The following is a 26263-nucleotide window of genomic DNA, read 5'->3' as shown; positions in this document are numbered from 1 at the left end:
CGGCGTCACTCACGCTCGGTCCGTCGCAGCCCGTGCGTGGGGGTCCACCACTCGATGACGAGCAGCGTGGCCTCCTGGTTGAGGTGGGTGTGCACGACCTCGGTGATGTCGGCGCGGAAGCGCTCGCCGTCCGGTCCATCGGTCAGCGGTCCGGCGGCGATCGCCCGGCCGGCGATCTTCGCCTCGCCCGGCCATGCCGCCTCCGCGCCGTCGACCGGGTCGACCGTGGCGCTGTGCAGGGCGAACCGCGGATCCCGACGGAGATCCGCGCCCTTGCGCGCGTGCGGCATCGAACCGAAGACGAGTTCGCCGTCCTCGAACGCCGCCTCGATCCCAGAGATCCTCGGCGACCCGTCGGCTCGCAGCGTCGCGATGGTCTTGTGCCGGTGGGCGTCGAACAACGCGCGTACCCGCTGCGCGAACTCCGGCTCGGCCCGTTCGACTTCCCGCCATGCGGTCATACGCACATGGTGGCACCCGTCGGAGCCGACCGGCTCGCTTGCCCGCACGGCCGCCGCCGACGGGTCCTGCCTCAAGTGATCCTCAACTCCGGTGCCGGGCGACCGCCGGTAACGACGTAGGTCCATACACTCGCCGCACGCGGCTCGCTACCGGTACTCCCCGACCCCGTCCGGACGGAGCAACGTCCTGACGGGCCTGCCCTGCGCGAGCTAAGCAATCCGGTCTGCCGGACCGGCCCGTCCCGCAACCGGGCCCGACCAGCAGGCCACCAGATGTCGCAAGCAGAAGGGGAGAGTATGCGAGGCATTCAACGACGCATCGCGCTTCTCGCGTTGCCCGCCCTGGTGGGGAGCGTCCTCGTGGCCACCGGGCCGGCGGGCGCGGATCCCACCGCATCGGCCCCGGCGGACTCGGGCCGATCCCAGTCGGCGGACCAGGAATCGGTACGCCTCGTCCGCGTCCAGCTGACCGGCGCCGACATGCTCGACGAGGTGGTCGCCGCCGGCTTCGACCTCGAACACGGCCTCAAGCGCGTGCCGGACGGCATCGAGGGCGAGGCGGTGGTGACCGCCGGGCAGATCGCCGAGCTCGAGGCGATGGGCGTACGGATCCTCGGCGACGGCGAGGGCTTCGCCTGGAGCGAGGAGGCCGACGGCGGCCTGCGCGCCCTCCGCGCGCAGGCCACCCAGGCGCTGAGCCACGAGGCGACGGTACGGATCGCCCGCGCCGACTGGTTCACCACGAAGGGCCAGGGCTTCCTCTACGTCGAGGCGCGTACCACCGAGGGGCTGCAGACGAACCCGGTCGTCACGATGCAGCTCGAGAACGACTCAGGTGCCGGTACGCCGTTCGGCTTCGCCCGGACCATGAGCCGGTTCGTCGACTCCGGGCAGTACATGTTCCACCGGAACCTGTTCAAGCTCGACACCCGCCCGAGCCAGATCCGGGTGACGAGCTCGACCGGCGGCGTCGCCACCGGAAACGTCTCCAACTGGCTCGAGGACGGTCCGCCGCCCCTGACGGCGAACCCGGGCTACAAGTGGAACTTCGTCGACGGCTACCGGACCCCGCAGCAGCTCTACAGCCGCGCCGAGGAGATCGCCCGCCAGTACCCGGGCATCGCCGAGATCGTCTACCTGCCGAACAAGACGAACGGGTACCAGCGCAAGGCGCAGGCCACGATCGGCGGCACCGGGCAGTCCGCGGTCGTGGTCAGTTCGGCGGCGTGGGGGCACGAGGGCGGCAACGACATCACCGTCGAGTTCGTGGACCGGCCGGGGGCGAACCTGCCGCTCGCGGTCGAGGTCACCGGCAACGCGGTCCGGGTGCTGCTCGCGAAGAACGCGTCCGGAGCGCTCGCGAGCACCGCTGCGCAGGTGGCGAACGCCCTCGAGACGCAGTCCGACGGCCTGATCGACCGGGCGCACCCGTACCGGACCAACGCGGGCACCGGCATCGTCGCGCCGACGGCCGGCCCGGTCGCGCTGACCGACTTCCTCGACCAGAAGCGCGCCGGCGCGCCGGAGGGCGAGGTGCCGCGCGGCCCGGCCACGATCCCGGTGCTGCGGATCGGCAAGCACCGCGACGGGCGGAACCCGGGCGTGCTGATCCAGGCGCAGGACCACGCGCGCGAGTGGGTGCCGGCGACGACGTCGCTGGAGGCGGCCGAGCGCCTCGTGCACAACTACAAGTCCGACTGGGACACGAAGAAGATCGTCGACAACACCGACGTCTTCTTCATCCTGTCCAACAACCCCGACGGGGCGAACTACAGCTTCTACAACTTCGCCTCGCAGCGCCGCAACCTGACCAACCACTGCCCGGACGAGAACGCCGATCCGGCCCGGCGCAACTCCTGGGGCGTCGACCTGAACCGGAACTACCGGGTCGGTTCCGCGCACGACGGCTACGCGGGCGGGTCGAACAGCTGCGTCAGCGACACCTACCAGGGACCGGAGAAGCTGTCCGAGCCCGAGTCGAAGAACATCGTCTGGCTGGTGGAGAACCACCGGAACATCAAGTTCATGATGTCGGTGCACTCCAACGGCGGGCAGCTGTTCTGGCAGCCGGGCGCCTACATCGCCGACGGGCGGATCACCACCCCGCGCCCGCCGCTGGGTGACGAGGCGTTCTACTGGCAGTCGGCCGGCCGGATCCTGTCGCAGGTGAAGGCGTACCGGGAGACCGTCGTCACGCCGGAGAACGTCGGCGGCTCGTCGGACGTCCTGTACTCCTCCGCCGGCAACGTGCGCGAGGACCTGTACCACACGTACGGGATCTACGCCTTCGGCTGGGAGGTCGGCGGCTCGATCTACAACCCGGCCACGGGCAACTGGCAGGGCGGCTCCTTCCAGCCGGCCTGGGTGGGCAACCCGGAGCTGGTCAGCGGCCACGCCGAGACGATGGAGTACGCCAACGGGATCATGGAGATGTTCCGGATCGCGGCGGAGTGGGGCAAGGACAACAAGAAGCCGACATCCAAGCTCGTTCCCGGCGGCGGGAACTACTCCGGCCCGGTGGACGTGCGCTTCGAGACGAGCGAGCCGGCCACCATCTACTACACGACGGACGGCAGCCGGCCCACCCTGGAGTCGCCGCGCTACCAGGCGACCGAGTTCCGCGAGCCGGGGCAGGTGTTCCACGTGACCGAGACGACGACGTTCAAGTGGTTCTCGGTCGACTCCGCCGGCAACATCGAGCAGAACTACGACCCGACGAAGAACGACAAGCGCGACAACTACCGCACGGCGACGATCACCATCACGCCGTAGTCGCGTCCGGTCACCGTCCTCCGGCCGTCGCCCCGCCAGTGCGCCCGCGCTGGCGGGGCGACGGCCTCGTGCGTGCTCAAGCCGCGGTTGGCGCATCGCCGATCAAGGGCGGTGGGGCCGGCAAGAAAATCTGGCGGCGACGTCGAGAACCCGTGCCCGGCTCCGTCCCCTTGGTGAACGTGACCAGAATGGGTCGCACCCGATCGAGGAGAACCACGATGGCCAAGTACCTGCTGCTCAAGCACTACCGCGGCGCCCCGGCAGCGGTCAACGACGTGCCCATGGACCGGTGGACGCCGGAGGAGATCTCGGCGCATGTGCAGTACATGAACGACTTCGCGGCCCGGCTGGAGAAGACCGGCGAGTTCGTCGACGGGCAGGCGCTCGCCCCCGGGGGGACGTGGGTCCGGTCCGACGGCGAGGGGCGCCCGCCGGTCACCGACGGCCCGTTCGCCGAGACCAAGGACCTCATCGCCGGCTGGATGGTGATCGACGTGGACAGCTACGAGCGCGCCGTCGAACTGGCCGGGGAACTGTCGGCCGCCCCGGGAGCGGGCGGGAAGCCGATCCACGAGTGGCTCGAGCTGCGCCCCTTCCTGACCGAGCCGCCCACCATCACGGACTGACCTGATGGAGGAGGCCCTGCTCCGGAGCCTCACGCCGGCCGTGCTCGGCATCCTCGTCCGCCGCGGAGCTGACTTCGCGGCGGCCGAGGACGCCGTGCAGGACGCGTTGGTCGAGGCGCTCCGCGTCTGGCCGGCCGATCCGCCCCGGGACCCGAAGGCCTGGCTGGTCACCGTGGCCTGGCGTAGGTACCTCGACGCGACCCGCGCCGACGCCGCCCGCCGGCGGCGTGAGGAACTCGTCGACGAGGAGCCGGCGCCCGGGCCGGTGTCCATGGTCGACGACACGCTCCAGCTGTACTTCCTGTGCGCCCACCCGTCGCTGACCCCGTCGTCCGCGGTCGCGCTGACGCTGCGGGCCGTCGGCGGGCTGACCACCCGCCAGATCGCCCGGGCCTACCTGGTGCCCGAGGCGACCATGGCGCAGCGCATCAGCCGGGCCAAGCGCACGATCTCCGGCGTACGGTTCGACCAGCCCGGCGACGTCGCCACGGTGCTGCGCGTGCTCTATCTGATCTTCAACGAGGGCTACTCCGGCGACCTCGACCTGGTCGCCGAGGCGATCCGGCTCACCCGGCAGCTCGCGGCCACCATCGACCACCCCGAGGTGGCCGGGCTGCTCGCCCTCATGCTGCTGCACCACGCCCGCCGCGCCACCCGGACCGCGCCCGACGGCAGCCTGGTGCCGCTGGCGGAGCAGGACCGCCGCCGCTGGGACACCGGCGCGATCGCCGAGGGCGTCGAGATCCTGCAGGCGGCCCTGGCCCGTGACCGGTTGGGCGAGTTCCAGGCCCAGGCCGCCATCGCGGCACTGCACGCCGACGCGCCCACCGCCGAGGAGACCGACTGGGTGCAGATCGTCGAGTGGTACGACGAACTCGCTCGCCTGACCGACAGCCCGGTCGTCCGGCTCAACCGCGCGGTGGCCGTCGGCGAGGCCGACGGGGCGCGCGCCGGACTGGTGGCGCTCGCAGCGCTGGCCGACACCCTCCCCCGCCACACCGCCGTGGCGGCGTACCTGCACGAACGGGACGGCGACCTGGCGACGGCGGCCCGGCTGTACGCCGAGGCGGCCCGGAAGGCCCCCAACCTCGCCGAGCGCGACCACCTCACGCGCCAGGCCGCCCGGCTCAACAACCGCCGTTGACCGGTCCGGCCGCCGGGCCGCGGACGACGACCGGAAACCGCCTACGCGAGTTCGGCGATCACGGCGCGGACGGTGCGGCGTCCGTGCTCGGCCATCCGGGGGAAGGTGCGCCGGTAGTAGTCGATGCCGGTCAGTGACGGTGCCAGGGCCCAGCCGCAGGCCCGCCGCCAGGTGGCGTCGTCGTAGCCGGTCGCCTCCCGGTAGGCGGCCCGTGCCGCGCCGGTGAAGGTCCAGAGCGCGGGAGCCACGTCCGGCGCCGGATCGCCGACACCGAGTGCGCCGAAGTCGATGACCGCGGCCAGCCGGCCGCGGTCGGTGACCAGGTTGCCGGGCTGCAGGTCACCGTGGATCCAGACCGGCTCCCGGTCCCAGGCCGGCGCCGCCAGGCAGGCGTCCCAGGCCGCCTCGGCGGCCGTCACGTCGAAGCCGTCGTCGTGCTCGGCGAGCCGGGGCAGCACCCGGCGGACACCGTCATCGACGTGCAGCAGAGCCGACCCGCGGGAACCGGGTGGTTTCATCGGGCCGCCGACCGGATCCGCTCGGTGCAGGGCGCGAACGAAGGCCGCCACGTCGCGGGCCAGCGGTACGTCGTCGCAGCCGAGCCGGGGAGGGGTGCTTCCCGCGACCCACCGCACCACGGTCCACCGCCACGGGTACCCGGCGCCCGGCTCGCCCACGTGCAGCGGAACGGGTACCCGCACCGGCAGGTGGGGCGCCAGCCGAGGCAGCCACCGCGCATCGGAGTCGACCTGGTCGACCGCCCCGACGACCTTCGGCAGGCGGGCGACGAGTTGATCGCCGACCCGGAAGAGCACGTGGTCGGTGCCCTCCAGTTCGTCGGGCAGGGCCGTCACGGGAAGGCCGGCCCACTGCGGGCACTGGGCTGCCACCAGGCGGCGCACCTGCGCCACGGTGGCCCGGACCTCGTCAGGATGGATGCGCACGGCGGGCACGGTAACGACCGGGCGGTCCGCGGTGCCAACCGATTAGGTGGCGTCCGCGAGCGGCTACCGCGACGCACGAGCCGGTGGCGTGTCCGGACAGCGACGGCGCTACCGGGCGCTGTCCCGGATCGCGAGCGCGGCCTGGATGAGTGCGGCGTGGGTCAGCGTCTGCGGGTAGTTGCCGAGCTGGGCGCCGGTCGCGGGGTCGAGCTCCTCGGCGTAGAGGCCGAGTGGGCTGGCGTGTTCGAGCAGCGCCTCGAACAGCTCGACCGCCTCGGGACGCCGGCCGACCCGGGCGAGCGCCTGGACCAGCCAGAACGAGCAGGGCAGGAACGCGCCTTCGGCACCGGGGAGCCCGTCGTGTCCGGGCGGGTAACGGTAGAGCAACGGACCGCCGGCGGAGAGCCGGTCGCGGATGGCCTCGATGGTGCCGCGCACGCGGGGTGAGTCGACGCTGTCCAGATCCAGCAGGGGCAGCACGAGCAGCGCGGCGTCCAGCTCGGTGGAGCCGTAGCTGCGGACGTAGCTGCCCTGCTCCGGGTCGAAGCCCCGGGCCCGGACCTCGGCGGCGATGGCATCCCGGGCCTCCTGCCAGCGCCGGCGTTGCCGCGCCGAAAGCGGGTGAGTTTCGGCGATGCGCAGCGCCCGGTCCAGGGCCAGCCAGCCCATGACCTTGGAGTGCACGTGCTGATCGGGTTCGCGGACCTCCCAGATCCCGGCATCCGGATCCCGCCAGCGACGGGCGACGACGTCGGCGAAGCCGCGTACGGCCCGCCACGTCTCGGAGTAGAGCCGGTGGCCGGCCTGGACGAACACCCAGGCGGCATCGACCACCCAGCCGTAGCCGTCGAGCTGGTGCTGACCGGCGGCGCCGTTGCCGACCCGGACCGGCACGCTGTCGTGATAGCCGGCCCAGCCCGGCAGCTCCCGTTCCCGTGGCACCTGGCGGCCGTCCAGGGTGAACAGCGCCGGCAGGCGTGGCCGCTCCAACCGGCTGGCGTGGAGCAGCCACGCGAGGAAGCCCCGGGCCTGGTCGAGTTTGCCGACGCCGAGGAACGCGTTGACGCCGATGCTGGCATCTCTGGGCCAGACATAGCGGTAGTCCCAGTTCCGCGCACCACCGGGATCCTCGGGCAGCGACGTCGTCGGGGCGGCCACCGGCGCCTGTGACGGGGAGTAGGTCAGCAAGCGCAGGATCATCAAGCTGCGCACGACGTGCTCCCGGAACGGGAGCGAAGCGTGGACTCCGGCCGTCCAGGCCCGCCAGCGGGCCTCGTCCTCGACGACGAGTTCCCACGCCGCCGCCGGCTCGACGTGGATCAACGGTTCGCGGTGGGCCACGGCGAGGACCAGGGTGACCGGGTGTCCCGGCGTGACCCCGACCGACGTCTGCCGACCCGGTTCGATCTGGACGTCCGGCGTGCAGCTCAGGGACACCGCCAGCGCCCCCCACTCACACACCAGGGCTCCGCCACGGTGGCGGGCTCGGGGCCGGCGGTGCCGTGCGCCGAGGCGGGGGTCGAACTCGACGGCGCAGTCGACCGCCCCGCCCTCGGCCGACAGCCGCCGCACGAGCAGCGTTGCGGGCAGGAGCCGTCCGGTCACGTCGCCGACCATGGACTCGGCGAGCGTGAGCCGGCAGCCGTCCACCGCCCAGGTCGTCTCGAGCGTGGCGGTGTGCGGCCGGTAACGCCGCTGGACGACCGTGGCGGGCCCGGCCGGGCCGACCCGGAACGTGCCCGCCGGCGGGCCACCGACGAGCCGCCCGAACAGGGGTTCCCCGTCGAAGCGGGGCACACAGAACCAGTCGATGGCGCCGTCGCTGGCGACGAGGGCAGCGGTACGGGTGTCGCCCAGCAGCCCGTAGTCGCCGATCGGTGGCCGCGGCCGGGTCATGGCGGGCTCACCGGTCGCCCGGACCTCGCGATGTGCATCAATGGGCCCGGAGGAGCAGCCCGAGGACGACCCCGTAGAGGATGTGGACGACAACCGCGACCGCCGGCGTCTGGACGCCGTAGTTGAGGGCGAACAGGCCGGGCGGCTCCAGCATGGCGGTGCTGGACGGTCCGGCCCGCAGCGAGGCCATTCGCGGATGTACGCCCGGGAGCAGCGGCAGCAGCACCGTCAACGCGATCGCGACATGGAGGCCACCGAGCAACGCACCGATCCACCAGGTGGCGCGGTGCAACAGGGCGAACGCGGTCGCGTACCCCAGGGCGAAGCCCTGCCCGGCGATGAGGTGGATGAAGAAGCCGACCACACGGGCGCGATCGGGGTCCTCGGTGACGATGGTCCCGAGGACCAGGGGAAGGTCGAGGCGGGTGAGCCCGACCATTTGCGCCGCGATCATCGCTGCGGTGAGCGAGGCGGTGGCGACCAACCCGAACACCGCCCACCCGGCCCAGTCCATCTCAACCGTGGCCGACGAGGCTGACCCGGCCGCAGTCGGTCACCCACGCCAGCGTGCTCGGGTCGCGTCTCGACCTGCCGTGCAGCGACCGCCCGGCGTTCCGTACGCGGCCCTGCGAACTCTTCTCGGCCATCGATGCCTTCCGGCTGGACACTCGAGGTCGGTTCGGGCCTGGCCGGGCCCGCATGCTTACAACGACTTCCGGCCACGGCGGTCGCCCGGGTCTCCACCCTAGGCCCATCGGGCCGCGAACGCCGTCGGCTCGCCGAAATCGACAGCGCGACCGGACGGATCGAGCAACCTCGTGCCGTTCGGGCCAGGCGCCGGTCCCGGCCACCCGGCGTCACCCGTCCGGGCCGCTCCGCCTGGCGGGCACCGCCCGCTCCTGGCGGCCGACCGACGCGGGCGGAGGCACGGACCCCGGTGCCTCCGCCCGCGAGTCCGGTCAGTTGACGCGTTGGCGGTGGTGCAGCGCCCGGGCCCGTCGACGCCGGGCCGGCGTCAGCGGGTCCCACAGGACGCCCGCCCCCGTCCCGGGCCGCTGCGCCCAGCCACGGATCTTCGCGGCCAGGTCGCGCAGCCGCGCGTCGCCGGGCGGGACGTCGATCTGGAAATGCGCCTCGTCCACCGGATCGAGATCCGCGCCCCAGCGCACGACACCGTCGCAGTCGGCGAGGATGTCGCGGACGACGTCGAGTTGGGTGGGGAAGAACCCGCCCCGCGCGCCGATCGGGTACCAGTCGGCCCGGATGTCGACGGCGGTGCCGGACGCGTGGTTGGTCTCGTGCCGCGCCGGGAACGCCTGCGGCGGCTTGAACCCGACGACCTCACCGGGGCGCAACGCCTCGACCTCGTAGTGGAACCGGCGCACCAGGTGGATCAGCACGACCGAGACGTCGCCGCCGCGCAGCGCGACCGAGACGCCGGTGCCCGGTACGCGTACCGTGCGGATCGGGTCGCCGTCCGCCGTGCTCGCCACGCGCCAGCCGTTCGCGCTCGTCCGGCCCGGCGTGACCCGGCCGGCCGGCCCGCTCCGGGGTGCGGCGGCCCGCGCCGGGTGTGACGCTCCCGCGGCGGCCAGGCCGCCGGCGACCGCGGCGGTGGCCGCCCCGCGCAGCAGGAGCCGCCGGGACAGTCCAGGGTGGCTCTCGGGCATGGTCAGCCCCTCCAAGTCGACGCTAGGCATTTCGCAGGATGGCGTTGTACCGCTCGAAGACGCGGTAGAGACCGAGCCGCTGACGGCCGCCCTCCTCGGCACGCTCGTCCGTGCCCTGGTACCGGATGAGCAGCCGCAGGGTGTAGTCCTCGCTGTAGTCGAGCGCCGGCCGGGGAATCGACGCGCGGCCGGCCTCCCAGATGTGGATGTGCGGGACGGTGCTGGCGGTGTAGATCGGGTCCTCGTTCAGCTTCTGCCAGACCTGCCAGAGGTGCGCCTCGTTGGCCGGGTCCAGCAAGGTGCCGTTGAGCAGCCCCTGGTTGATCGAGTTGTTCCGGGCCCGGATCGCGGTCGCCGCGAAGATCTGGCCGAGCCCGGTCGAGCAGTCGCTCGGTCCGGGTACGCCCAGCTGGTGGTGCGCCCGAACGGCCTCGTCCTTCCCGATGTCAATGGTGTTCATGTGCCGGGTCTCCCAGAGGATCGGCACCTGGATGAGCGCCTTCCGCAACCGCAGCGCCTGCGACAGGCTGGTGATGAGCCGGTCGAGTCGAAGGACGGCGTCGAACGCCTCGCCGGTGGTGAAGACATGGGTGAAGCCGCCGTACGAATCCTCCGGGATGCCGATGGACTGGAGGTACCCGCGGACGTCGGCGAGGAGGGCGGCGCGCTGGCTCATGTCGAAGTCGACGTCGACCCGTTGCGCCGCCCGGTCCGGACTGAACGAGTTCTGGCCGTTGTCCCGCCCGGAGGCGATGTTGTTGTCGATCTCGATGCGGCCGTCGCCGCTGCCGACGGTGATCGTGGCGATCTGGTCGAAGGCCCAGTCGGCGGGGTGCGGGAAGCCGAGGTTGCCGCTGAACCCGGTGGACATGTCGGCGACGAAACTCGCCGTTGTCACGCCGATCTCGCCGACCCGGCGGCAGACGTTGCGAGGGCCGTAGATACCGACCTGGTATCCGCTGTACTCGTCGATGGTTGCCCGGATCGCCCGGAAGTGCGGAAGGATGTTGCTGGTCACGTCGGCGTCGATCGCGTCGTAGTCCACCGCGAAGTAGATCCGGGTCCCGCTCCGGAAGCCGTGGAAGCGAGCCCAGTTGATGGCGTCCAGCGCGTCGACGGTGCCCTGGTGGCTGTTGAAGTAGCTCACCTCGCCGCCCCAGGTCTGGTAGATCGGGAAGACCCGCATCCCGTTCTGGACGATCGTCTCCAGTTCGAAGGGCTGGATCATCTTGTTCAGCGAGGTGTTCGCCACGTTGCACAGGTAGCGGCCGACGATCCGGTAGCCGGCGGCGGTGAGCGCCCGCGCCCGCGCCGTGGTGATCTCGGTGACGCAGTCCAGGGCGGTGCCCCGGCGGGTGGCGTCCCCGGTGGAGACCAGCAACGAGGCCCAGGTCTGGAAATCGCCGCGACCGGTCACGGGCAGCTTCACGAACTCCTGGAAGGTGCGCACCGCGTACGCCAGCGAACTGGTGAAGGTGCCGGTGAACGCCACTCCGGCGCGGCGGTTGAAGAGCATGGCCGCGCTGAACAGCTGCACCCACACCCCCGACGACCCCTCGCCGACGGTGTTGGACTTGAGGCCGGACTGCGTGCCGGGCCCGAACACCCCGTTGGCCACGTCGTCGCTCATCCCGATCTCGTACTGGATCGCCAGCATGAGCGCCTTCTGCACGTCGCGGGAGAAGTGCCCGTCGCACGGCACCACGAAGAAGTTCCGCCGGTTGACGTACCGGGCGTTCATCCACTGCTGGACGGAGCGCACCTGGTCGCTGCCGCCGTTGACCACGACGTACGGATCCATCGTCAGCAGCGCCTTGAAGACCTTCGGGGTGACCCCAACGCCCGGGTAGACGCCCAGGACCCCCATGTCGCTCTTCAGTTCGGTGACGCTCGCCCCGGTCCGGTCGTCGTAGATCCCGTCGATCCTGCCGCCGTCGTACCCCTTGCAGTAGAGGGCGGACTGCACGATCCGGGTGATGTTGTCCCGGGGGTGGTCCCCCGCGATGACCGGGTACTGCGCCTGCAGGGCGGCCAGGGTCGCCGGCCCGAAACTGTTCGAGAGCGGGCTGATGCCCAGCTCGTGCTGGAGCGCCCGGGTGAGGGCGTACATCGTCGCCCACCCGGTGATGCCGTCCTCGTCGACATGCGGGATGTCCGGCACGTGACCATAGGTGACGTTGACGAACCGCTGTGCCAGCCGCACCATCTCGTCGGCCATCTGCCCTCCTCAGGCGGGGACCAGCTGGCCACGGGCAGCCCTGGTGGTCTTCATCGGGATCTCCCCCGGGTCGGGATCGTTGTCAGGATCACGAGTCTGGAGCGACCCAGTGCAGGCGGCGTGCAAGTAGCATGGAGGCCCTTCGATGGCGCGCACGCGTCGGGCGGCCTCAATCGGGGGTAGGGAGTGGATACCGGGCTGGACATCGAGGTACTCGGGCCGCTGCGGGTCCACCGCGACGGGAAACTCGTACGGCTCGGCCCCCAGCAGACGGCGCTGCTCTCCGTCCTCGTCATCGAGCGCGACCGGGCGGTGCCCGCGCACCGGCTGGTGGACGTGCTCTGGGGCGAGCCGGCGCCGGCCGGCAGCATGGCCACGTTGCGCAGTCACGTGGCGAACCTGCGTCGACTCCTGGAGCCCGGACGTCGCCGGGCCCCCGGGGTCCTGGTGACCGTGGGTGCCGGCAGCACCGGGTACCAACTCCGCCTGGCCTCCGCGCGGATCGACGCCCACCGCTTCACCGAGCTGGTCCAGGAGGGTCTGCGCCTGATGCGGGCCGACGATCCGGCGGCGAGCACGGTGCTGCGCGAGGCGCTGTCGCTGTGGCGTGGGCCGGCGTTCGCCGACGTCGCGACCCGGCCGTTCGCCGCCCCACCGATCGCCCGGCTGACCGAACTCCGCCGGGTGGCCCGGCGGGCGTACGCGGAGTCGATGTTCGGGCTCGGGCGGCACGGCGAGGTCCTCGGTGAGCTGGTGGACGCTGTCGCCGACGACCCCTTCGACGAGGCCCAGCGCCGCCTGCTGGCCCTGGCGCTCTACCGGGAACAACGGGTGAACGAGGCCGCCGAGGTCTGCCGGGAGGGCGTTGCCCTGCTGCGTACCCGGGGCATCGACGCGCCCGCGTTGGAGACGCTGCACCGGACGATCCTGCGGCGGGAGATTCCCGCCTCCCGACCGCCCGCGGCGCCGCCGGGTGGATCGGCGCCGGCCCCCTGCCTGTTGCCGGCCGCGGTGCCCCGGCTGGTCGGTCGGGACGACGAGTGCGCGCGGATCCGGGAGCACCTTCTCGATCCAGAGCGCCGCCCCGCCACCGTCGTGGTCACCGCGCCGGCCGGGGCGGGCAAGACGAGCCTCGTCGTCCGGGTCGGGCACGACGTCGCCGGCGCGGACTTCCCCGACGGGCAGCTCTACGCCGACCTGCACGGGACGTACCCCGATCCGACCGATCCGACGGAAGTGCTGGGCCGGTTCCTGCGCGCGCTGGGTGTCCGGGGCCAGGCGCTCCCCGACGACCTGGTCGAGCGGGTCCACCTGTACCGGACGCTGCTGGCCCGGCGTCGGGTGCTGGTGGTCCTGGACAACGCGGCCGACGCGCGTCAGGTGCAGGATCTGCTGCCCAACGGAGCCGGCTGCGCGGCGCTGGTGACCAGCCGCACCAGCCTGGCCGACCTGCACGGCGTGCGGGTCGCGCTGCCCACGCTCACCGCGGAGGAGTCGATGGCGCTGCTCGGCGAGGTCGTCGGAGCGGAGCGGATCGCGGCCGACCCGGCGGACGCCCGCGCCGTGGTGGACCTCTGCGGCGGGCTGCCGCTGGCCGTCTGGGTGGCCGGCGCCCGGCTCGCCACCCGGCCGCACTGGTCGCTGGCGCTCCTGCGCCGGGCCCTCGTCGACGAGCGACGCCGGCTCGACGAGCTGACCGTCGGCGACGTCGCGGTGCGGGCCAGCATCGAGCTGAGCTACCGCCGGCTGGACGAGCAGACACGCCGGGCGCTGCGCGCGCTCGGCCTGGTACGCGCCGACGACCTGGCGGCGTGGAGCCTGACCGCGCTCCTCGACGTGCCGCCGGTCCGCGCGGAACGGCTGCTGGACGACCTGCACCAGGCCCACCTCGTGGAGGTCGCCTCGACCTGCCCGGCCGGCACCCGGTACCGGTTGCACGGCCTGGTGCGGCTCGTGGCGCGGGAACGCGCGCTGGCGGAGGAGCCGGCGGCGGTGCGGTCGGCGTCGACGCGTCGGCTGCTCGCCGCCACGTTGGATCTGGCCGAGCGGGCCGACGCCGCGCTCAGCGCCGATTTCCTCGGGCTCGGGCAGGGCCGACCGGCGCCGGAGTGGCGGCTGCCGCAGGTCGAGGCGGAGCGGCTGATCGCCGATCCGAGCGCGTGGTTCTCCCGCGAGCACGCCTTCCTCTCGGCGACCCTGCGCGACGGCCTGGACGCGGGCCTGACCGATCTCGCCGCGCGGCTGGCCGCCGCGCTGACCACGTTCTTCCAGATCTGCGGGCTGTTCGACGAATGGCGCCGGACGCAGTCGCGCGCCCTCGCCGCGGTGGAGGCCACCGGCGACCGGAGCACCGCGGTGCTGCTGCACCGGGGCCTGGGCGAGCTGGACACCATCCAGGATCGGTACGCCGAGGCGGCAGCCCACTTCCAGGCCGCGCTCGGCGCGGTGCGGCGGCCTGAGCCCGCCTACGAGGCGGCCGTGACCTCCGGCCTGGGCTACCTGCACCGGCTGCTCGGCCAGTACCGGCAGGCGACGGAGTGTTTCCAGCGGTCGGCTGAGCTGTCCGAGCGGATCGGCAACGTCAACAGCCTGGTGTACGCCCTGGCCGGCACCGGCGTGGTGCATCTCGAACAGGGGCGGCTCGCCGCCGCCGAGGAGTTGTTCGACCGGGCGTTGCGGCTCAGCCGGGAGGCGAGCTACCGGCCCGGGCAGGCCCAGGCGTTCCGCGGTCTCGGGCACGTGGCGCGGGGCCGTGCCGACCACGCGGCGGCGACCGTCGCGTTCGGCGAGGCGATGCGGACCAGCGGCGAGTTGGGTGACCGCCTCGGCACGGCGCACGCCGCGACCTGGCTCGGCGAGGCGCTGGTCCGCCAGGGGCGGCACGGGGACGGCCGCCGGCTGCTGGCCCGGTGCCTGTGGGTCTACCGGGAGCACGGCAATGCCTGGGGCGAGGCGGCCACCCTCTGCGCGCTCGCCCACGCCCAACTGACCGTCGGCCGTCCCGGGCCGGCGCTCGGCCGGGCCCGGGCGGCGGTCGGGATCTGGCGCCGGATCGGTTCGCGCTACTGGCTGACCTGGGGCCTGGACACGCTCGCCGAGACCTTGCTCGCGTTGGGCGACACCGACCAGGCGGGGGCGCTGCGGGTGGAGGCCAACCGGCTGCGGGCCACCGTCTCCTGACGGACGGCTCGCCGCCACCCGGTACGGCCGGGCGGCCTGCCCCGGTCACCGGCGGAAGCCGTACGACCTCCGCGTCGACCGCGAGGCAGGCCAGCCGCCGGTTCACGTCATCCGTCGACGCTCTTGGTGCTGTGGCTGACGCACCAGTGGTCGTAGATGTTGGGATCGTCGGGGCCGTCCGAAAGGCAGACCTTGAGCCCGATCAGGTCGCCCTTGACGACATTGCCGAACGGGTCCCAGAGCACGGCGGCGCCGTCGTAGCCGTTGCCGTTGTACTTCCAGCCCAGGTACCTGCCGTTGAGCCAGGCGTAGGCCTTGGTCCCGTAACCGTCGCGGGCGTAGTCGTGGATGACGACGTAGTCGTCGTTCTTGCCGCCGCCGGGCCAGCCTTCGCCGTAGTCGACGAAGCGGACGCAGGCGCCGTAGACGCCGTACGGGGTGCAGAGCAGGAAGCTGTCGTCGTGGGCCGCCTGCGCGGGGCTGGCGAAGGTGACCGTGGCGGTCACCACGCTCGTCAGTACCGCCAGTGCTCTCCTCATGTCGGTCCTCTCCTCAGAAGGTCTGGTCAGCGAGTCCGATCGTGGTGCGACGGAGTGCAAGCCGCGTGCAAGCGGCATGGAGCACCAGGTGGGGAAGGCAGCCGGCGTCGTCTCACGGCTGCGCCGGTTGAGCGGCGTCGGTCGAGGTCGTTGCGGGTGTGGTGTGGAGGACCTCGCGGGCCTGCTCGGCGGCGCGGGTGATGCTCTCACTGATGAAGTCGAGGAACCGGGCGATGTTCTGCAGGCGGGCGGCGGCGGGGGTGTGCGCGCCGAGGACGGCGACGCCCTGGCGCGCGGTCTCGACGAGCTGGTCGTTGGCCCGGGCGCTGGCGATCGTCGCCTGGTAGAAGAGGTCGTCGTCGACGACGTAGCGGTCTCTGCGGCGCTCGTCGCGTTCGCGACGGACGAGGCTCTGGCTCGCCAGGAAGGCGATCGCCTTGGAGATGGACGCCGGGCTGACCTGTAGGCGCTGGGCGAGTTGGGATGCGGTGAGGCTGCCCGAGTCGGTGGTGAACAGGCAGGTCAGCACCCGGGCCGCCATCTTGTTCAGGCCCGAGGCCATGAGGACGGTGGTGAAGCTCTCCTCGTACTCGGCCACGGCCTCCGCGTCGCGCCCGTGCGGCTGGGCGACCGCCTCCGCCGCTCTCAAGGGTGCGGGCCTGCGCCGGCGGGCGCGGCGCTCGGTGGCCCGGTGGGCCAGGTCGGCGCGGTAGGCGATGGGACCGCCGTTGCGCAGCACCTCCCGCGTGACCGTCGATGTCGGACGGCCGAGACGTCGGGCGATCTCGGCGTAGGGAAGGCTCTCGGCCAGTCCCAGCGCGATCTGCTGGCGTTCCGGTTGGGTGAGCCTGCCTCCCGGCATCGAGATCTCCTTGAGGTTCATGACGGCCTTGACCGCACAGTAGCGTTCAATCCCTTGTCATTGCAACGACAGCGCTCCGGGTCGTTGCGTTATCCCGCGAGCAGTTGCAATGAAATTACGTCCTCTACCTGGGATAATGCTCTCTTAACGCAACAGACTTGTTGTCGGGAACTCTCGAAGGAGCGTAGCGTTTCCGTTGTTGGAAACAGCAGGCGGAGAGCCCGATGCAGACCAATTCACGACAGCACCCGAGACGCCCACGCGAAAGGCGGAAGACATGACGGAGATCGACACATCCTCAACCGGCTCGAAGTGGACCGGCATGCTCCCGGTGGACGACACGGCCCTGGCCGTCGCCGACACCGGCGGCCCCGGCGTCCCCGTGGTCTACCTCAACGGACAGTTCGCCACCCAGGGGTACTGGCGGCGGGTCGTCGCCGAGCTGGGGACGGGCTGGCGGCACATCACCTACGACGAGCGGGCCCGCGGCAGATCGAGGCGGTCGGCCGACTACTCCTTCGAGGCAGCCGTCCGGGACGTCGATGCCGTCCTCGCGGCCAGGGGTGTGGACCGGGCCCTGGTGGTGGGCTGGTCCTACGGGGCCTGCGTCGCGGCGCACTGGGCCAGCCGGAATCCGGCACGTACCGTGGGCGCCGTCCTGGTCGACGGGGCGTTCCCGTACGACTGGCTGGACGAGGCCATGGAGCAGCGGATCCGGAAGCTGTTCCGGCGCATGAGCTGGTTCCTGCCGCTGCTGCGCCCGACGGGACTGGCCCCACGGATGACCGCCGACCAGCAGGCCACCAGCAACATCGAGCTCGGCAGGCTCTCCCGCGAGCGCGAACTGGCTCCCGTGCTGGACGACATCACCGTCCCGGTGCGGTACGTGGTCGCTTCGGGGGCATCCTTCGGGAGCCGGGGCGACGAGCAGGAACGGATCCGCACCAGCCTCGACGCGGTGACCGCCCGCAACCCGAACATCCAGGTCGGCGCGAAGGTCACCAGCAACCACGGTGCGATCCTCAAGAAGGACTTCGCAGCCGTCGCCGCGGCCGTACGCGAGGTCGCCGCCCTCGACCCGGGGCGCTGAGGGGGACGACCGGAGGCCGACGGGCGCAGGGTTGCATCCGGTACTCAGGTACAGGCTTATCGTGGGCGCATGAGCGACCGACAAGGCATCGCCGACAACTCCTGGGTGCCGGATGCCTGCACCCTGCCGACGGCTGAACAGCCGCTGCGGCTGGCTGAGTTCGATCAGTTCTTCCGGGCCGCGGTGCGGGGTTCCGACCGGTTGTCGGCGCAGCATCTGCGGCTGTATCTCGCCGGCGGCGGGCAGGTCGAGGAGACGGCGCGGGACCTGACCGCCCGTGAGTCCTCCTGCTGCTCCTTCTTCGCCTTCGACCTCTCCCGGTCCGGCCCGGACGCGCTGACGTTGGACGTCCGGGTGCCGGCGGCCCACGTCGACGTGCTGGATGGCCTGGCCGTCCGCGCGGCGTCCGCGGGGGGCCCGCGGTGAGCGGATCAGGGCTGCGCAGCGGCCAGCTCGCGGAGGCGGCGGGGGTCAACCCGCAGACGCTGCGCTACTACGAGCGCCGTGGCCTGCTCGCCTCCCCGCGGCGGTCACCGGGCGGGCACCGGCTCTACCCGTCCGAGTCGGTCACGCTGCTGCGGGTCATCAGGACCGCGCAACGTCTCGGCTTCACCCTCAACGAGATCGCCGACCTGCTCGACGCCGGCCGTCACCGGCACCGGGACCAACCGGATACCGGCCTCCAGGCGCGAGCCAGGGAGAAGCTCGTCGAGGTGGAGCAGAAGCTGGCCGACCTCGCCGTCATCCGCGACACCCTCCGCGCCGCCATCTCGGCCGGCTGTGACGACCTGGTCGCCTGCGCCGGCAGCTCCTGCTGCCCCCTGCCGTTCGCCGAACTCGCCGAGAGGAACAACCGTGCCGGCGGAAGCTGAGTGGCGCGGTGACGCCTGCTGGGCCGTCCCGCTGACCGCCTCCCTCGGTGCCACGACGGCTGGCGAACGGCGCCAGCACGGATGACGCGTGCGGATGCCAGCCGGGCTGCTCCTGCTGCACGTCGGACGCGCCAACGCCGCATTGACCCTCGGCCCGCACCGCAACCCCTGTCCGACCTGGGTACCGCCCGAACGGGTGGTACCCGGGACAGACGTCGCGGCACTACCGTACGGGGAATTCCCGCACGTGGATCGCGCAACGGAGGCCCGGACCTTGAACGGTATGGCTCGCCTGCACCGACTGGCCGGACTGGTGGCCGTCGCCGCTCTCACCGCGGCCACCCTGGGGCTGGCGGCGCCGCCCGCGTCCGCCCAGGCGGGCCCCAAGATCTCCGTGATGACCCGCAACCTCTACCTCGGCGGCGACCTCACCCCGTCGATGACCGCGCCGAACCTGCCGGCCTTCCTGACCGCGAACGCGGCCCTGCTCAGCCACGTGGATCTGGTCGACTTCCCCGCCCGGGCGAAGCTGCTCGCGCAGGAGATCCGCGAGCACAAGCCCGACGTGGTCGGCCTGCAGGAGGTGGCGCTCTGGCGCACCGGGGCGTTCCTCGACCCGGCGCCGGCCACCACGGTCCGGTACGACTACCTCGCGCTGCTGATGCGGGAGCTGGCGACCGCCGGCCATCGCTACGACGTGGCGGTGGTGCAGGAGCAGGCGGACCTGGAGGCCCCGGCCGGGGCACCGCACAACCTGGACGCCCGGCTCACCATGCGGGACGTCATCCTGGTCCGGCACGGCGGCCGGGTGAAGGTGACCGGAACCTCGTCGGGCAACTTCGCTGAAAACCTGGAGATCCAACTTCCGGCCCCGCTCCCCGCGGTGACGAGCACCCGGGGCTGGACCGCGGTGGACGTGGTCCACGGTCGACGGTCCTTCCGGGTGGTGAACACCCACCTGGAGGCGTTCCACCCGGTGGTGCGGGTGCGCCAGGCCGAGGAGCTGCTGGCCGGCCCGCTGAAGCACAGCGGGCGCCTGATCCTCATCGGGGACCTCAACACCGGACCCGAGCTGCCCGTGCCGGCAAACCGGCTCGCGTACTTCACTCTGGTGGCCGGTGGCATGGTGGACACCTGGCCCGTCCTGCATCCGGGCGAGCCGGGATACACCGCCGGCCTGGGTGACGACCTGACGCAGCCGGCCGACGACGTCGAGCACCGGATCGACATGGTGCTGGTCCGTGGCGCCGTCGTCCCCGTGGCGAGTGAGGTCTTCGGCGCCGAGCGGCGGACCCCCGACGGTCGCTGGGCGTCCGACCACCTCGGTCACGTCGCGACGGTCGCCCTTCCGTAGCGGCGGGCCGGCCCGGCCCGCCGCCGCGGCGCGGGACGCGGGGTCTGTCAGCCGACCAGCTCCGCGACCTGGCGCAGCTGCCGCGGACCGCCCTGGACCAGCAGGGTGGTGATCGCAGTCTCGCGCCACCGCTGCAGCTCGTCCTTGATCTTCGCGGCCGGGCCGATCAGCGCGATGTCCTCCACCAGCGCGGTCGGCACGGCGGCGACGGCCTCCTGCTTCCGGCCCGCCAGGTACGCCTCGGTGATGACGTCGCACTCCCGCTCGTATCCGAGGCGGGCGATGACGTCCCGGTGGAAGTTGGCCGACTTGGCGCCCATGCCGCCGACGTACAGCGCGACGAACGGCCGGATCCGGTCGGCTGCCCGCTCCACGTCGTCGTCGACGACGATCGGCACGGTCGCGGCGATCTCGAACGCGTCCGGACCGCGGCGGGCGCCGGGTCGGGCGAAGCCCTCGGCCAGCGCGGCCCGGTAGAAGCTGTCCGCCTTGGGCGAGAAGAACAACGGCAGCCAGCCGTCGGCGAGCTCGGCGGCCAGCGCCACGTTCTTCGGGCCTTCGGCGGCGAGGAAGATCGGGATGTCGGCGCGCAGCGGGTGGACCGTGGACTTGAGCGGCTTGCCCAGGCCGGTGCCGCCGCGGTGCGGCAGCTGGTAGAAGGCGCCGTCGTACTCGACCGGGCCGGTGCGGGCGAGGACGGCGCGGACGATCTCGATGTACTCCCGGGTGCGGGCCAGCGGCCGGGGGTAGGGCTGGCCGTACCAGCCCTCCACGACCTGCGGGCCGGAGGCGCCGAGCCCGAGGATGAACCGGCCGCCGGAGAGGTGGTCGAGGGTGAGCGCCGCCATCGCGGCGGCGGTCGGCGTGCGGGCCGACATCTGCATGATGTTGGTGCCCAGCCGTACCCGGGAGGTGTTGGCTCCCCACCAGGCGAGCGGGGTCAGGCAGTCCGACCCGTACGCTTCGGCGGCCCAGACGGAGTCGAAGCCGAGGCGGTCGGCCTCCGCGATGGCCTCCGTGACGCCGGCGGGTGGGCCGGAGGACCAGTAGCCGGTGGTGTACCCGAGTTTCATCGCGTGTCCTTCCGTCTCACGGTGCGATGCCGTCGGCGGCGAGACCGGCGAGGACCGCCTCGCCCAGTGTGGTGACGGCGGACAGGGGGCGGACCATGACGGTGAACTCCTCGATCAGGCCGTCGTCGCCGAGCTGGAGCAGGTCGATGCCGTGGATCTGCTTGCCGCGCACGGTCGCGCGGAAGATGAGGAGGTGCGACTCGACCGGCCGGCCCGCCGGGCCGAGCTCGGCCTGGCCGGCCAACTGCCCGACGTACCGGAAGTCCTCGAACGTGCGCAGGAGCACCCGGAGGAGCCCGTGGACGGCCGGTGCCCCCTCGAACGGCGTGAACGTCACCGGGCTGAACAGCCGGACGTCCGGACTGAACAGCCCGTCGAACGCGGCCAGATCCCGGGCCTCGACGGCGGAACGGAACCGCTCGACGGTCGTCACGGCGGCCTCCCTATAGTCAACAATAGGAGTAGTCATATCATTGACTAGGCGGCCGAGGGAAGTGGGAGGTGCGGCCCGATGGCGTTGCGCCACGCGGTGCTGGCGGCACTGCTCGACGGCGAGTACAGCGGTTACCAGCTGGCCAAGGCCTTCGATGTGTCACTGTCGAACTTCTGGTACGCGGTACCCCAGCAGCTCTACGCGGAGCTGGCCAAGCTGGAGCGTGCGGGGCTGATCTCCGGCCGGCAGGTCATCCAGCGGGACCGGCCCAACAAGCGACTGTTCACGGTCACCGACGCCGGTCTCGCGGAGCTGGCCGCGTTCGCCGCGACGCCGTCGAAGCCGTCGGCCATCCGGGAGGATCTGCTCGTCATGGTCCAGGCCGTCGACCGGCTGGACCCGGCCCCGGTCATCGCCCAGCTCGAGGAGCGTGCGGTCACGGCGGCGGCGAAGGTGGAGATCTTCGATCGGATGCTCCGGCGGCTCCGGGGCGACCTGGACGAGGAGACGTTCCTGCGCGAGAGCGACCGCGTCGGGCCGTACCTGACCTGCCTGCGCGGCCGGCGGTTCGAGCAGGAGAACCGCGAGTGGTGCGAGCAGGTCGCGGCGCTGCTGCGCGCCCGGGCGCCGCTCCCCCGTTGACCGACGACCGGGGGTGGCCCGCCCAGCGCTATCCCGGGTGTCGCACGGCCAGGCCGGAGCACCGCTGCGCGGTCGCGAGCCGGTCGAGGATGCCCTGCTCGGCAGCGCCGGTGGCCGGCACCGGCTGGCCGCTGCCGGAGACCACCGCCGGGACGAACCGGCTGTCCACCACGGTCCGGCCGCGTACGACCAGGTGCAGCACTCCGGAGTCGGTGCTGCGCGAACTGCCGTACCAGAGGAAGTTGCCCAGTCCGTAGTGCACGTAGGTCCGGCCCAGCCAGCCGTCGGCCAGCAGCGTGTGCGCGTGCGTACCGACCACGATGTCGGCGCCGGCCGCGGACAACCTTCCGGCGAACGTCTTCATCTCCCCGCTCGGGCACGACCTGCCCTCGACGCCCCAGTGCATGAAGACCACGACCAGGTCGGCCTGCTCCCGCGCGGCACGCACCGCGGCGGTGGCCCGGGCGGTGTCGAACGCCATCGCGACTCCCGGGCGGGTGTCCGTCGCCCGCCACGACCCGGCCAGGTCATGCACCTGAGACATGCCGAGCACCGCGATCCGCGTCCCGCGCACCGTGGTCAGCCAGGGCGCGTACGCCGCGTCGGCGTCCCGGCCCGCGCCGAACACCGGGTACCGGGCTTCCGCCGCGGCCGCGAGGGTGTCGGAGAGTCCCTGCTGGCCGTAGTCGAGGATGTGGTTGTTGGCGATCGACACCGCGTCGACCCCGGCCGCGCGCAGTGCCGCGAAGGCGGTCTTCGGAGCCCGGAAGTGGTACGTCTTCGGCTGCGGAGTGCCCCGGTCGGTCACCGCCGTCTCCAGGTTGAGCAGCGTGACGTCGGCGTCGCGCAACCTCGACGCGATCGGCCCGAAAGCCGTCTCCGGGTCGTCGAGCAGGCGCCGGGTGCGGCCGGTGAAGTGGACGTCGCCGGCGAACGCCAGCCGCAGCTCGACCGACGCGTCCGGCGCCGGCGTCGCGGCGGGCGACGGCGGACCCGGCGCGGCCCCGCGCCAGACCGGCGCCGCGTCGGCCGACCCGGCAGCGCACCCGGCCAGCCCGGCGCCGACGGCGACCGCCGTCAGCGCCGCCAGCGAGGCACGCGCCGTCCTGCGGATCATCCGGCCAGGGTACGCGGCGCGGGCGATTCCCAGGACCCGGCCGCCGCCTCAGGGCTTGCGCTCCTCGACCCGGGTCCACCCGTCCAACCACGATCGGCGATCAGCTCCCGCAACCGCGCGACGGCCGGCCAACGCGCCCGCGGGATGGGTGTCCCGGGGAAGGGCTCAGCCGACGCCCGCCTCGCGGGGCGGTGCGTCGAGCGCCTGCCGGATGAGGCGCAGCGCCTGCTCCGGAGCGGGTAGGCCGGCATCGCTCAGCACTCGGCCGTTCACGATGACCGCCGCGTACCCCGGGGCGCGTGCCAGGTCCCGCAGGAGCGCCCGCCACGGCCGGCCGTGCCGGCGCCCGTCCCGCAGCATCGCCGGCAGCAGGAACAGGGTGTTGTGCGGGTCGACGATCTCCACGTCGACCTCGGGCGGCAGGCCGGCACGTACCGCCAGGTAGACCTCACCCAACGGCCGCTGGTTGGCGCGCTGGCGGGCCAACTCGAGATCCTCGTGCCAGCCCTCGGCACAGCTGGCGGTCACGCCCGTGCAGCAGCCGGAGCCGGCCCGGGCCGTGTCCCACGGGCGGACCAGCAGGACCCGGTGCCGGCTCATCAGCGGCGGTCGTCGGCCGGACCGGTCTCAGCTCCGGCGCCGGAGCCGGCGCCGACCCCCTGCTCGGGCTCCGCGCCGTCCGCCGCTGGGCGCGGGCCCGGCACCGATTCGGTGTCGGCGGTCTGTCCGCTGGCGCGGCGCAGCGCGAGCACCGCCTCGATGATCAGCCAGACCGCGAGAACGAAGATGATCGCGTCCAACGGCGCCAGCACCCACTCCTCGGCTTCGATGAACTCGCGCAACTGCACGATCAGCGCCCAGGTGGTCATCACCAGCAGGAAGACCAGCGGCACGACGACCGCGACCGGGTTGCGCCGGCGGCGGAGCACCCAGACCGCGATCACCGCCAGGGCCAGGCCTGCGGTGAGCTGGTTGGTGGTGCCGAACAGGCGCCACAGGACACCGAAGGTGTAGCCGGCGTCCCCGCCGCCGGGCAGCAGCGCGAGCGCGAGTGGCGCGGCCACGGCCAGCAGGCCGGCGACGGTCAGGTTCCGCGACGCGACCCGCCAGCGGACCAGCTCGGCGATCTCCTGGACGATGTAGCGCTGCAACCGGATGCCGGTGTCCATCGTGGTGGCCGCGAACGAGATCACCACCACCGCCGCGAAGACGGTCGCGAGCTGGAACTCGACGCCCAGGTTCTCGGCGAAGCTGGCTATTCCGTTGACGAAGTTGCGGGTCGCCCCGCCCGACGCGTCGGCGTGGGTGGCGTACAGGCCGTCCCACTCGGCCCGGCTGGCGGCGACCCCGGCCGTGACCGCGATGATCGACCCCAGGGCGAGGCTGCCCTCGCCGATCGCCCCGGCGTAGCCCACGTACCGGGCGTCGGTTTCCTTGTCCAGCTGTTTGGAGGTGGTGCCGGACGACACCAGGGAGTGGAAGCCGGATATCGCCCCGCAGGCGACGGTGATGAACAGGAACGGGAAGATGCTCGGCGAGCCGGCCGGCACGTCGTTGACCAGCGGCGCCACGATCCGGTCCATGCCGACCAGCAGGCCGGTGAAGATGATCGCCAGGGCGATGAACAGCTGGTGGGAGTTGATGTAGTCGCGTGGCTGCAGCAACATCCAGACCGGCAGGCGCGAGGCGATGAAGGTGTACGCGAAGAGGATGATCACCCAGAGGTTGCGCGGCTGCTCGAAGCCGAGGGTGTCGGCCAGCCCGGTGATCTCGATCGGCCAGAGGTTGCCCACCCAGATCAGGAAGTAGAGGGCGATCACGCCGACGATCGAGGGCACCAGCGCGGCGCTGCGGGTGCGGTAGATGTGCTGCCCGATCGCGATGGCCAGCGGGATCTCCACGAAGATCGGGATGACCGCGCCCGGGTACGCCACGAGCAGGTTGCCGATCACCACCGCGAAGACCGCGTTCACCAGCGTGAGCAGGAAGAAGATGATGAGCAGGAAGAGGGTCCGGGCCCGCTTGCTGATCACGTCCGAGGCGAGCGTCCCGATGTTGCGAGCCCGGTGCCGCACCGAGACCGCGAGCGCCCCGAGGTCGTGCACGCCGGCCGCGAAGATGGTGCCGAGCACCACCCAGGCCAGTGCCGGCCCCCAGCCCCAGAACACGGCGATCGCCGGACCGACGATCGGCGCGGCGCCGGCGACCGAGGTGAAGTGGTGGCCGAAGAGCACGTGCTTGTTGGTAGGAACGAAGTCCACCCCGTCAGCGAACCGGTGCGCCGGGGTGACGTACGCCGGGTCCAGCCCGTACACCCGGTCGGCGAGGTACCGCGAGTAGTAGCGGTAGCCGAGGGCGAACATCGCCATGACCACGGCGACGACGACGATGGCGGGCATAGCTGCCTCCCTGCAGCCCGCCCGGGGCGGGCGCTCGCCACGCTTTCGGGAAAACCTTGACCGGTAATGTAACGACGATCACATCCCATGGCAATCGATCGGTTGGTTTTCATGGACGTCGACGCAGACACCCGCCGCGCGGTCCGGGCCGCCACCGTCGGCGAGCTGGCCTGGTTGGACGACACCGGCCGGCCGCACGCCCACCCGATCACTCCGCTACTGCTCGGCGACCAACCCGCGATCGCGTTTCCGTACGCCGAGGCGGCGCTGGCCCGCCGGGTGGCCGCGGCGCCGGTCGCCGCGCTGGTCGCCTCCGACGACCGGCTCACCGGGCGGGGCTGGCGGCCGGTCGCGGTCACCGGCCGGCCCCGCCTGATCGAGGACCGCGACGGCAACCTGTTCACGACCGAGCTGCTCACCCAGGAACTCCGCAAGTACCCGCCGGCGCGCGCGCTCATCGACTCACCGCTGCTGCGCCGCGAGCACTGGTGGTACCTGCCGCGACTCGTCCTGGTGCTGGACGTCGTGGCGGCGGCCCCGGTGGGCGTTCGCGCCGGCGGGGCCGGCGAGGTGCTGGCGGTCGCCGCCGGTGACCAGCGCCTGCACGTGGACACGGTGCGCCGGCTCGGCGACGGGGACGACCCGGTCCGGTTGGCGAGCCTCGCCGGGCGGTTGCCGACGCCCGGCCCGGCGGTGCTGCTCGGGCACGACTTCTCCGCGCCGGACCTCGAACGCTGGACGCCGTGGACCACCCGGGGGCGGCTGACCGGCGCGACGCTGACCGTCGAGGAGGCACCTGCCCGCGCCGGCCTGGCGCCGCCGCTCGGGCTGTGGCAACGGCTGACCCGCCAGCGACGGCTGGCCCGCGAGTGCCGCGACGCCCTCGACGGCGAGGCCGCCACACGGTAGCCCTTCCTGCGGCACGCATGGAGGCGGCGCGGTTCCGGTCACGGTCAGGGCCGGCCGCTCAT

The 26263-nt window shown here is 72.4% G+C and carries 24 protein-coding genes; 10 read left to right on the top strand and 14 right to left on the bottom strand.

Going from position 1 to position 26263, the window contains the following annotated elements:
- Positions 1-5: 5 nt before the first annotated feature.
- On the bottom strand, positions 6-461 hold the full coding sequence (locus EV376_RS14335; protein ID WP_130323510.1) for a pyridoxamine 5'-phosphate oxidase family protein: 456 nt from the start codon (positions 459-461) through the stop codon (positions 6-8).
- 297 nt (positions 462-758) lie between these two features.
- Between EV376_RS14335 and EV376_RS14330 the strand changes: the two genes are divergently transcribed.
- The 3 genes from EV376_RS14330 (at position 759) to EV376_RS14320 (ending at position 5003) form a co-directional block, all read left to right on the top strand.
- Positions 759-3233, top strand: coding sequence for a M14 family metallopeptidase (locus EV376_RS14330; RefSeq protein WP_130323508.1), 2475 nt, complete (start codon positions 759-761; stop codon positions 3231-3233).
- A gap of 218 nt (positions 3234-3451) precedes the next feature.
- Entirely contained in the window at positions 3452-3859 is a 408-nt protein-coding gene (locus EV376_RS14325; protein WP_130323506.1) for a YciI family protein, read from the top strand.
- A gap of 4 nt (positions 3860-3863) precedes the next feature.
- Complete coding sequence (locus tag EV376_RS14320; protein WP_130323504.1) at positions 3864-5003, top strand: DUF6596 domain-containing protein; 1140 nt, start codon at positions 3864-3866, stop codon at positions 5001-5003.
- Between the two features lie 41 nt (positions 5004-5044).
- Here the strand turns inward: EV376_RS14320 and EV376_RS14315 are convergent, their stop codons facing one another.
- The 6 genes from EV376_RS14315 to EV376_RS14295 all read right to left on the bottom strand — a co-directional run bounded on the left by EV376_RS14315 (position 5045) and on the right by EV376_RS14295 (position 11731).
- Positions 5045-5947: an aminoglycoside phosphotransferase family protein gene (locus EV376_RS14315; RefSeq protein WP_207228154.1), complete on the bottom strand. Its 903-nt coding sequence runs from the start codon at positions 5945-5947 to the stop codon at positions 5045-5047.
- A 108-nt stretch (positions 5948-6055) separates the two neighbouring features.
- Complete coding sequence (locus EV376_RS14310; RefSeq protein ID WP_130323500.1) at positions 6056-7843, bottom strand: glycoside hydrolase family 15 protein; 1788 nt, start codon at positions 7841-7843, stop codon at positions 6056-6058.
- A gap of 37 nt (positions 7844-7880) precedes the next feature.
- A complete protein-coding gene (locus EV376_RS14305; protein WP_130323498.1) occupies positions 7881-8357 on the bottom strand; it encodes a hypothetical protein in 477 nt (158 codons plus the stop codon).
- A 1-nt stretch (position 8358) separates the two neighbouring features.
- Positions 8359-8490, bottom strand: a complete 132-nt coding sequence (locus tag EV376_RS30880) for a hypothetical protein (protein ID WP_486482624.1) — start codon at positions 8488-8490, stop codon at positions 8359-8361.
- A gap of 312 nt (positions 8491-8802) precedes the next feature.
- Positions 8803-9513: a hypothetical protein gene (locus EV376_RS14300; RefSeq protein WP_130328654.1), complete on the bottom strand. Its 711-nt coding sequence runs from the start codon at positions 9511-9513 to the stop codon at positions 8803-8805.
- A gap of 22 nt (positions 9514-9535) precedes the next feature.
- A complete protein-coding gene (locus tag EV376_RS14295; protein WP_130323496.1) occupies positions 9536-11731 on the bottom strand; it encodes a glycoside hydrolase domain-containing protein in 2196 nt (731 codons plus the stop codon).
- A 186-nt stretch (positions 11732-11917) separates the two neighbouring features.
- Here EV376_RS14295 and EV376_RS14290 point away from each other — a divergent pair, with 186 nt between their 5' ends.
- The gene (locus EV376_RS14290) at positions 11918-14911 is read left to right on the top strand and encodes a BTAD domain-containing putative transcriptional regulator (protein ID WP_130323494.1); all 2994 of its coding nucleotides are present in this window, start codon (positions 11918-11920) and stop codon (positions 14909-14911) included.
- 107 nt (positions 14912-15018) lie between these two features.
- Here EV376_RS14290 and EV376_RS14285 read toward each other — a convergent pair whose 3' ends face one another.
- Positions 15019-15450: a hypothetical protein gene (locus EV376_RS14285; RefSeq protein ID WP_130323492.1), complete on the bottom strand. Its 432-nt coding sequence runs from the start codon at positions 15448-15450 to the stop codon at positions 15019-15021.
- 112 nt (positions 15451-15562) lie between these two features.
- Positions 15563-16312, bottom strand: coding sequence for a helix-turn-helix domain-containing protein (locus tag EV376_RS14280; protein WP_130323490.1), 750 nt, complete (start codon positions 16310-16312; stop codon positions 15563-15565).
- Between the two features lie 277 nt (positions 16313-16589).
- Between EV376_RS14280 and EV376_RS14275 the strand changes: the two genes are divergently transcribed.
- The 4 genes from EV376_RS14275 to EV376_RS14260 all read left to right on the top strand — a co-directional run bounded on the left by EV376_RS14275 (position 16590) and on the right by EV376_RS14260 (position 19628).
- Positions 16590-17402: an alpha/beta fold hydrolase gene (locus tag EV376_RS14275; protein ID WP_130323489.1), complete on the top strand. Its 813-nt coding sequence runs from the start codon at positions 16590-16592 to the stop codon at positions 17400-17402.
- Positions 17403-17471: 69 nt separating this feature from the next.
- Positions 17472-17828 (top strand): hypothetical protein, encoded by a 357-nt coding sequence (locus EV376_RS14270; protein ID WP_486482623.1) that lies wholly within the window; start codon positions 17472-17474, stop codon positions 17826-17828.
- Positions 17825-18274, top strand: coding sequence for a MerR family transcriptional regulator (locus tag EV376_RS14265; RefSeq protein ID WP_130323487.1), 450 nt, complete (start codon positions 17825-17827; stop codon positions 18272-18274). The genes EV376_RS14270 and EV376_RS14265 overlap by 4 nt, the downstream gene beginning before the upstream one ends.
- Before the next feature lie 283 nt (positions 18275-18557).
- Positions 18558-19628 (top strand): endonuclease/exonuclease/phosphatase family protein, encoded by a 1071-nt coding sequence (locus EV376_RS14260; protein ID WP_165438005.1) that lies wholly within the window; start codon positions 18558-18560, stop codon positions 19626-19628.
- Positions 19629-19675: 47 nt separating this feature from the next.
- Here EV376_RS14260 and EV376_RS14255 read toward each other — a convergent pair whose 3' ends face one another.
- Both EV376_RS14255 and EV376_RS14250 read right to left on the bottom strand, forming a co-directional pair.
- Positions 19676-20701 carry an LLM class F420-dependent oxidoreductase gene (locus EV376_RS14255; RefSeq protein ID WP_130323483.1) on the bottom strand — a complete coding sequence of 342 codons (1026 nt, stop codon included), beginning with the start codon at positions 20699-20701 and terminating at the stop codon, positions 19676-19678.
- A 16-nt stretch (positions 20702-20717) separates the two neighbouring features.
- Positions 20718-21134, bottom strand: a complete 417-nt coding sequence (locus EV376_RS14250; RefSeq protein ID WP_130323481.1) for a nuclear transport factor 2 family protein — start codon at positions 21132-21134, stop codon at positions 20718-20720.
- Positions 21135-21212: 78 nt separating this feature from the next.
- Between EV376_RS14250 and EV376_RS14245 the strand changes: the two genes are divergently transcribed.
- The gene (locus tag EV376_RS14245; protein WP_130323479.1) at positions 21213-21776 is read left to right on the top strand and encodes a PadR family transcriptional regulator; all 564 of its coding nucleotides are present in this window, start codon (positions 21213-21215) and stop codon (positions 21774-21776) included.
- Positions 21777-21804: 28 nt separating this feature from the next.
- Here EV376_RS14245 and EV376_RS14240 read toward each other — a convergent pair whose 3' ends face one another.
- The 3 genes from EV376_RS14240 to EV376_RS14230 all read right to left on the bottom strand — a co-directional run bounded on the left by EV376_RS14240 (position 21805) and on the right by EV376_RS14230 (position 25292).
- Positions 21805-22893, bottom strand: coding sequence for a CapA family protein (locus tag EV376_RS14240; protein ID WP_130323477.1), 1089 nt, complete (start codon positions 22891-22893; stop codon positions 21805-21807).
- Positions 22894-23058: 165 nt separating this feature from the next.
- A complete protein-coding gene (locus tag EV376_RS14235; protein WP_130323475.1) occupies positions 23059-23493 on the bottom strand; it encodes a hypothetical protein in 435 nt (144 codons plus the stop codon).
- A complete protein-coding gene (locus tag EV376_RS14230; RefSeq protein ID WP_130323473.1) occupies positions 23493-25292 on the bottom strand; it encodes a carbon starvation CstA family protein in 1800 nt (599 codons plus the stop codon). The genes EV376_RS14235 and EV376_RS14230 overlap by 1 nt, the downstream gene beginning before the upstream one ends.
- A gap of 111 nt (positions 25293-25403) precedes the next feature.
- On the opposite strand from EV376_RS14230, the gene EV376_RS14225 reads away from it, so the two are divergent.
- Complete coding sequence (locus tag EV376_RS14225) at positions 25404-26201, top strand: pyridoxamine 5'-phosphate oxidase family protein (protein ID WP_130323471.1); 798 nt, start codon at positions 25404-25406, stop codon at positions 26199-26201.
- The last annotated feature ends 62 nt before the right edge of the window (positions 26202-26263 follow it).

This window comes from Micromonospora sp. CNZ295, assembly GCF_004217535.1.
The sequence above is the reverse complement of the archived record's forward strand: the minus strand, read 5'-3'. Positions and strand labels throughout refer to the sequence as shown.

Excerpts from the sequence above, each read along its gene's own strand:
- EV376_RS14240 (WP_130323477.1), bottom strand. The coding sequence starts at position 22,893 with ATGATCCGCAGGACGGCGCGTGCCTCGCTGGCGGCGCTGACGGCGGTC.
- EV376_RS14255 (WP_130323483.1), bottom strand. The coding sequence starts at position 20,701 with ATGAAACTCGGGTACACCACCGGCTACTGGTCCTCCGGCCCACCCGCC.
- EV376_RS14300 (WP_130328654.1), bottom strand. The coding sequence starts at position 9,513 with ATGCCCGAGAGCCACCCTGGACTGTCCCGGCGGCTCCTGCTGCGCGGG.
- EV376_RS14330 (WP_130323508.1), top strand. The coding sequence starts at position 759 with ATGCGAGGCATTCAACGACGCATCGCGCTTCTCGCGTTGCCCGCCCTG.
- EV376_RS14270 (WP_486482623.1), top strand. The coding sequence starts at position 17,472 with ATGAGCGACCGACAAGGCATCGCCGACAACTCCTGGGTGCCGGATGCC.
- EV376_RS14235 (WP_130323475.1), bottom strand. The coding sequence starts at position 23,493 with ATGAGCCGGCACCGGGTCCTGCTGGTCCGCCCGTGGGACACGGCCCGG.
- EV376_RS14305 (WP_130323498.1), bottom strand. The coding sequence starts at position 8,357 with ATGGACTGGGCCGGGTGGGCGGTGTTCGGGTTGGTCGCCACCGCCTCG.
- EV376_RS14225 (WP_130323471.1), top strand. The coding sequence starts at position 25,404 with ATGGACGTCGACGCAGACACCCGCCGCGCGGTCCGGGCCGCCACCGTC.
- EV376_RS14280 (WP_130323490.1), bottom strand. The coding sequence starts at position 16,312 with ATGCCGGGAGGCAGGCTCACCCAACCGGAACGCCAGCAGATCGCGCTG.
- EV376_RS30880 (WP_486482624.1), bottom strand. The coding sequence starts at position 8,490 with ATGGCCGAGAAGAGTTCGCAGGGCCGCGTACGGAACGCCGGGCGGTCG.
- EV376_RS14335 (WP_130323510.1), bottom strand. The coding sequence starts at position 461 with ATGACCGCATGGCGGGAAGTCGAACGGGCCGAGCCGGAGTTCGCGCAG.
- EV376_RS14230 (WP_130323473.1), bottom strand. The coding sequence starts at position 25,292 with ATGCCCGCCATCGTCGTCGTCGCCGTGGTCATGGCGATGTTCGCCCTC.
- EV376_RS14320 (WP_130323504.1), top strand. The coding sequence starts at position 3,864 with ATGGAGGAGGCCCTGCTCCGGAGCCTCACGCCGGCCGTGCTCGGCATC.
- EV376_RS14310 (WP_130323500.1), bottom strand. The coding sequence starts at position 7,843 with ATGACCCGGCCGCGGCCACCGATCGGCGACTACGGGCTGCTGGGCGAC.
- EV376_RS14325 (WP_130323506.1), top strand. The coding sequence starts at position 3,452 with ATGGCCAAGTACCTGCTGCTCAAGCACTACCGCGGCGCCCCGGCAGCG.
- EV376_RS14295 (WP_130323496.1), bottom strand. The coding sequence starts at position 11,731 with ATGGCCGACGAGATGGTGCGGCTGGCACAGCGGTTCGTCAACGTCACC.
- EV376_RS14285 (WP_130323492.1), bottom strand. The coding sequence starts at position 15,450 with ATGAGGAGAGCACTGGCGGTACTGACGAGCGTGGTGACCGCCACGGTC.
- EV376_RS14275 (WP_130323489.1), top strand. The coding sequence starts at position 16,590 with ATGACGGAGATCGACACATCCTCAACCGGCTCGAAGTGGACCGGCATG.
- EV376_RS14260 (WP_165438005.1), top strand. The coding sequence starts at position 18,558 with ATGGCTCGCCTGCACCGACTGGCCGGACTGGTGGCCGTCGCCGCTCTC.
- EV376_RS14245 (WP_130323479.1), top strand. The coding sequence starts at position 21,213 with ATGGCGTTGCGCCACGCGGTGCTGGCGGCACTGCTCGACGGCGAGTAC.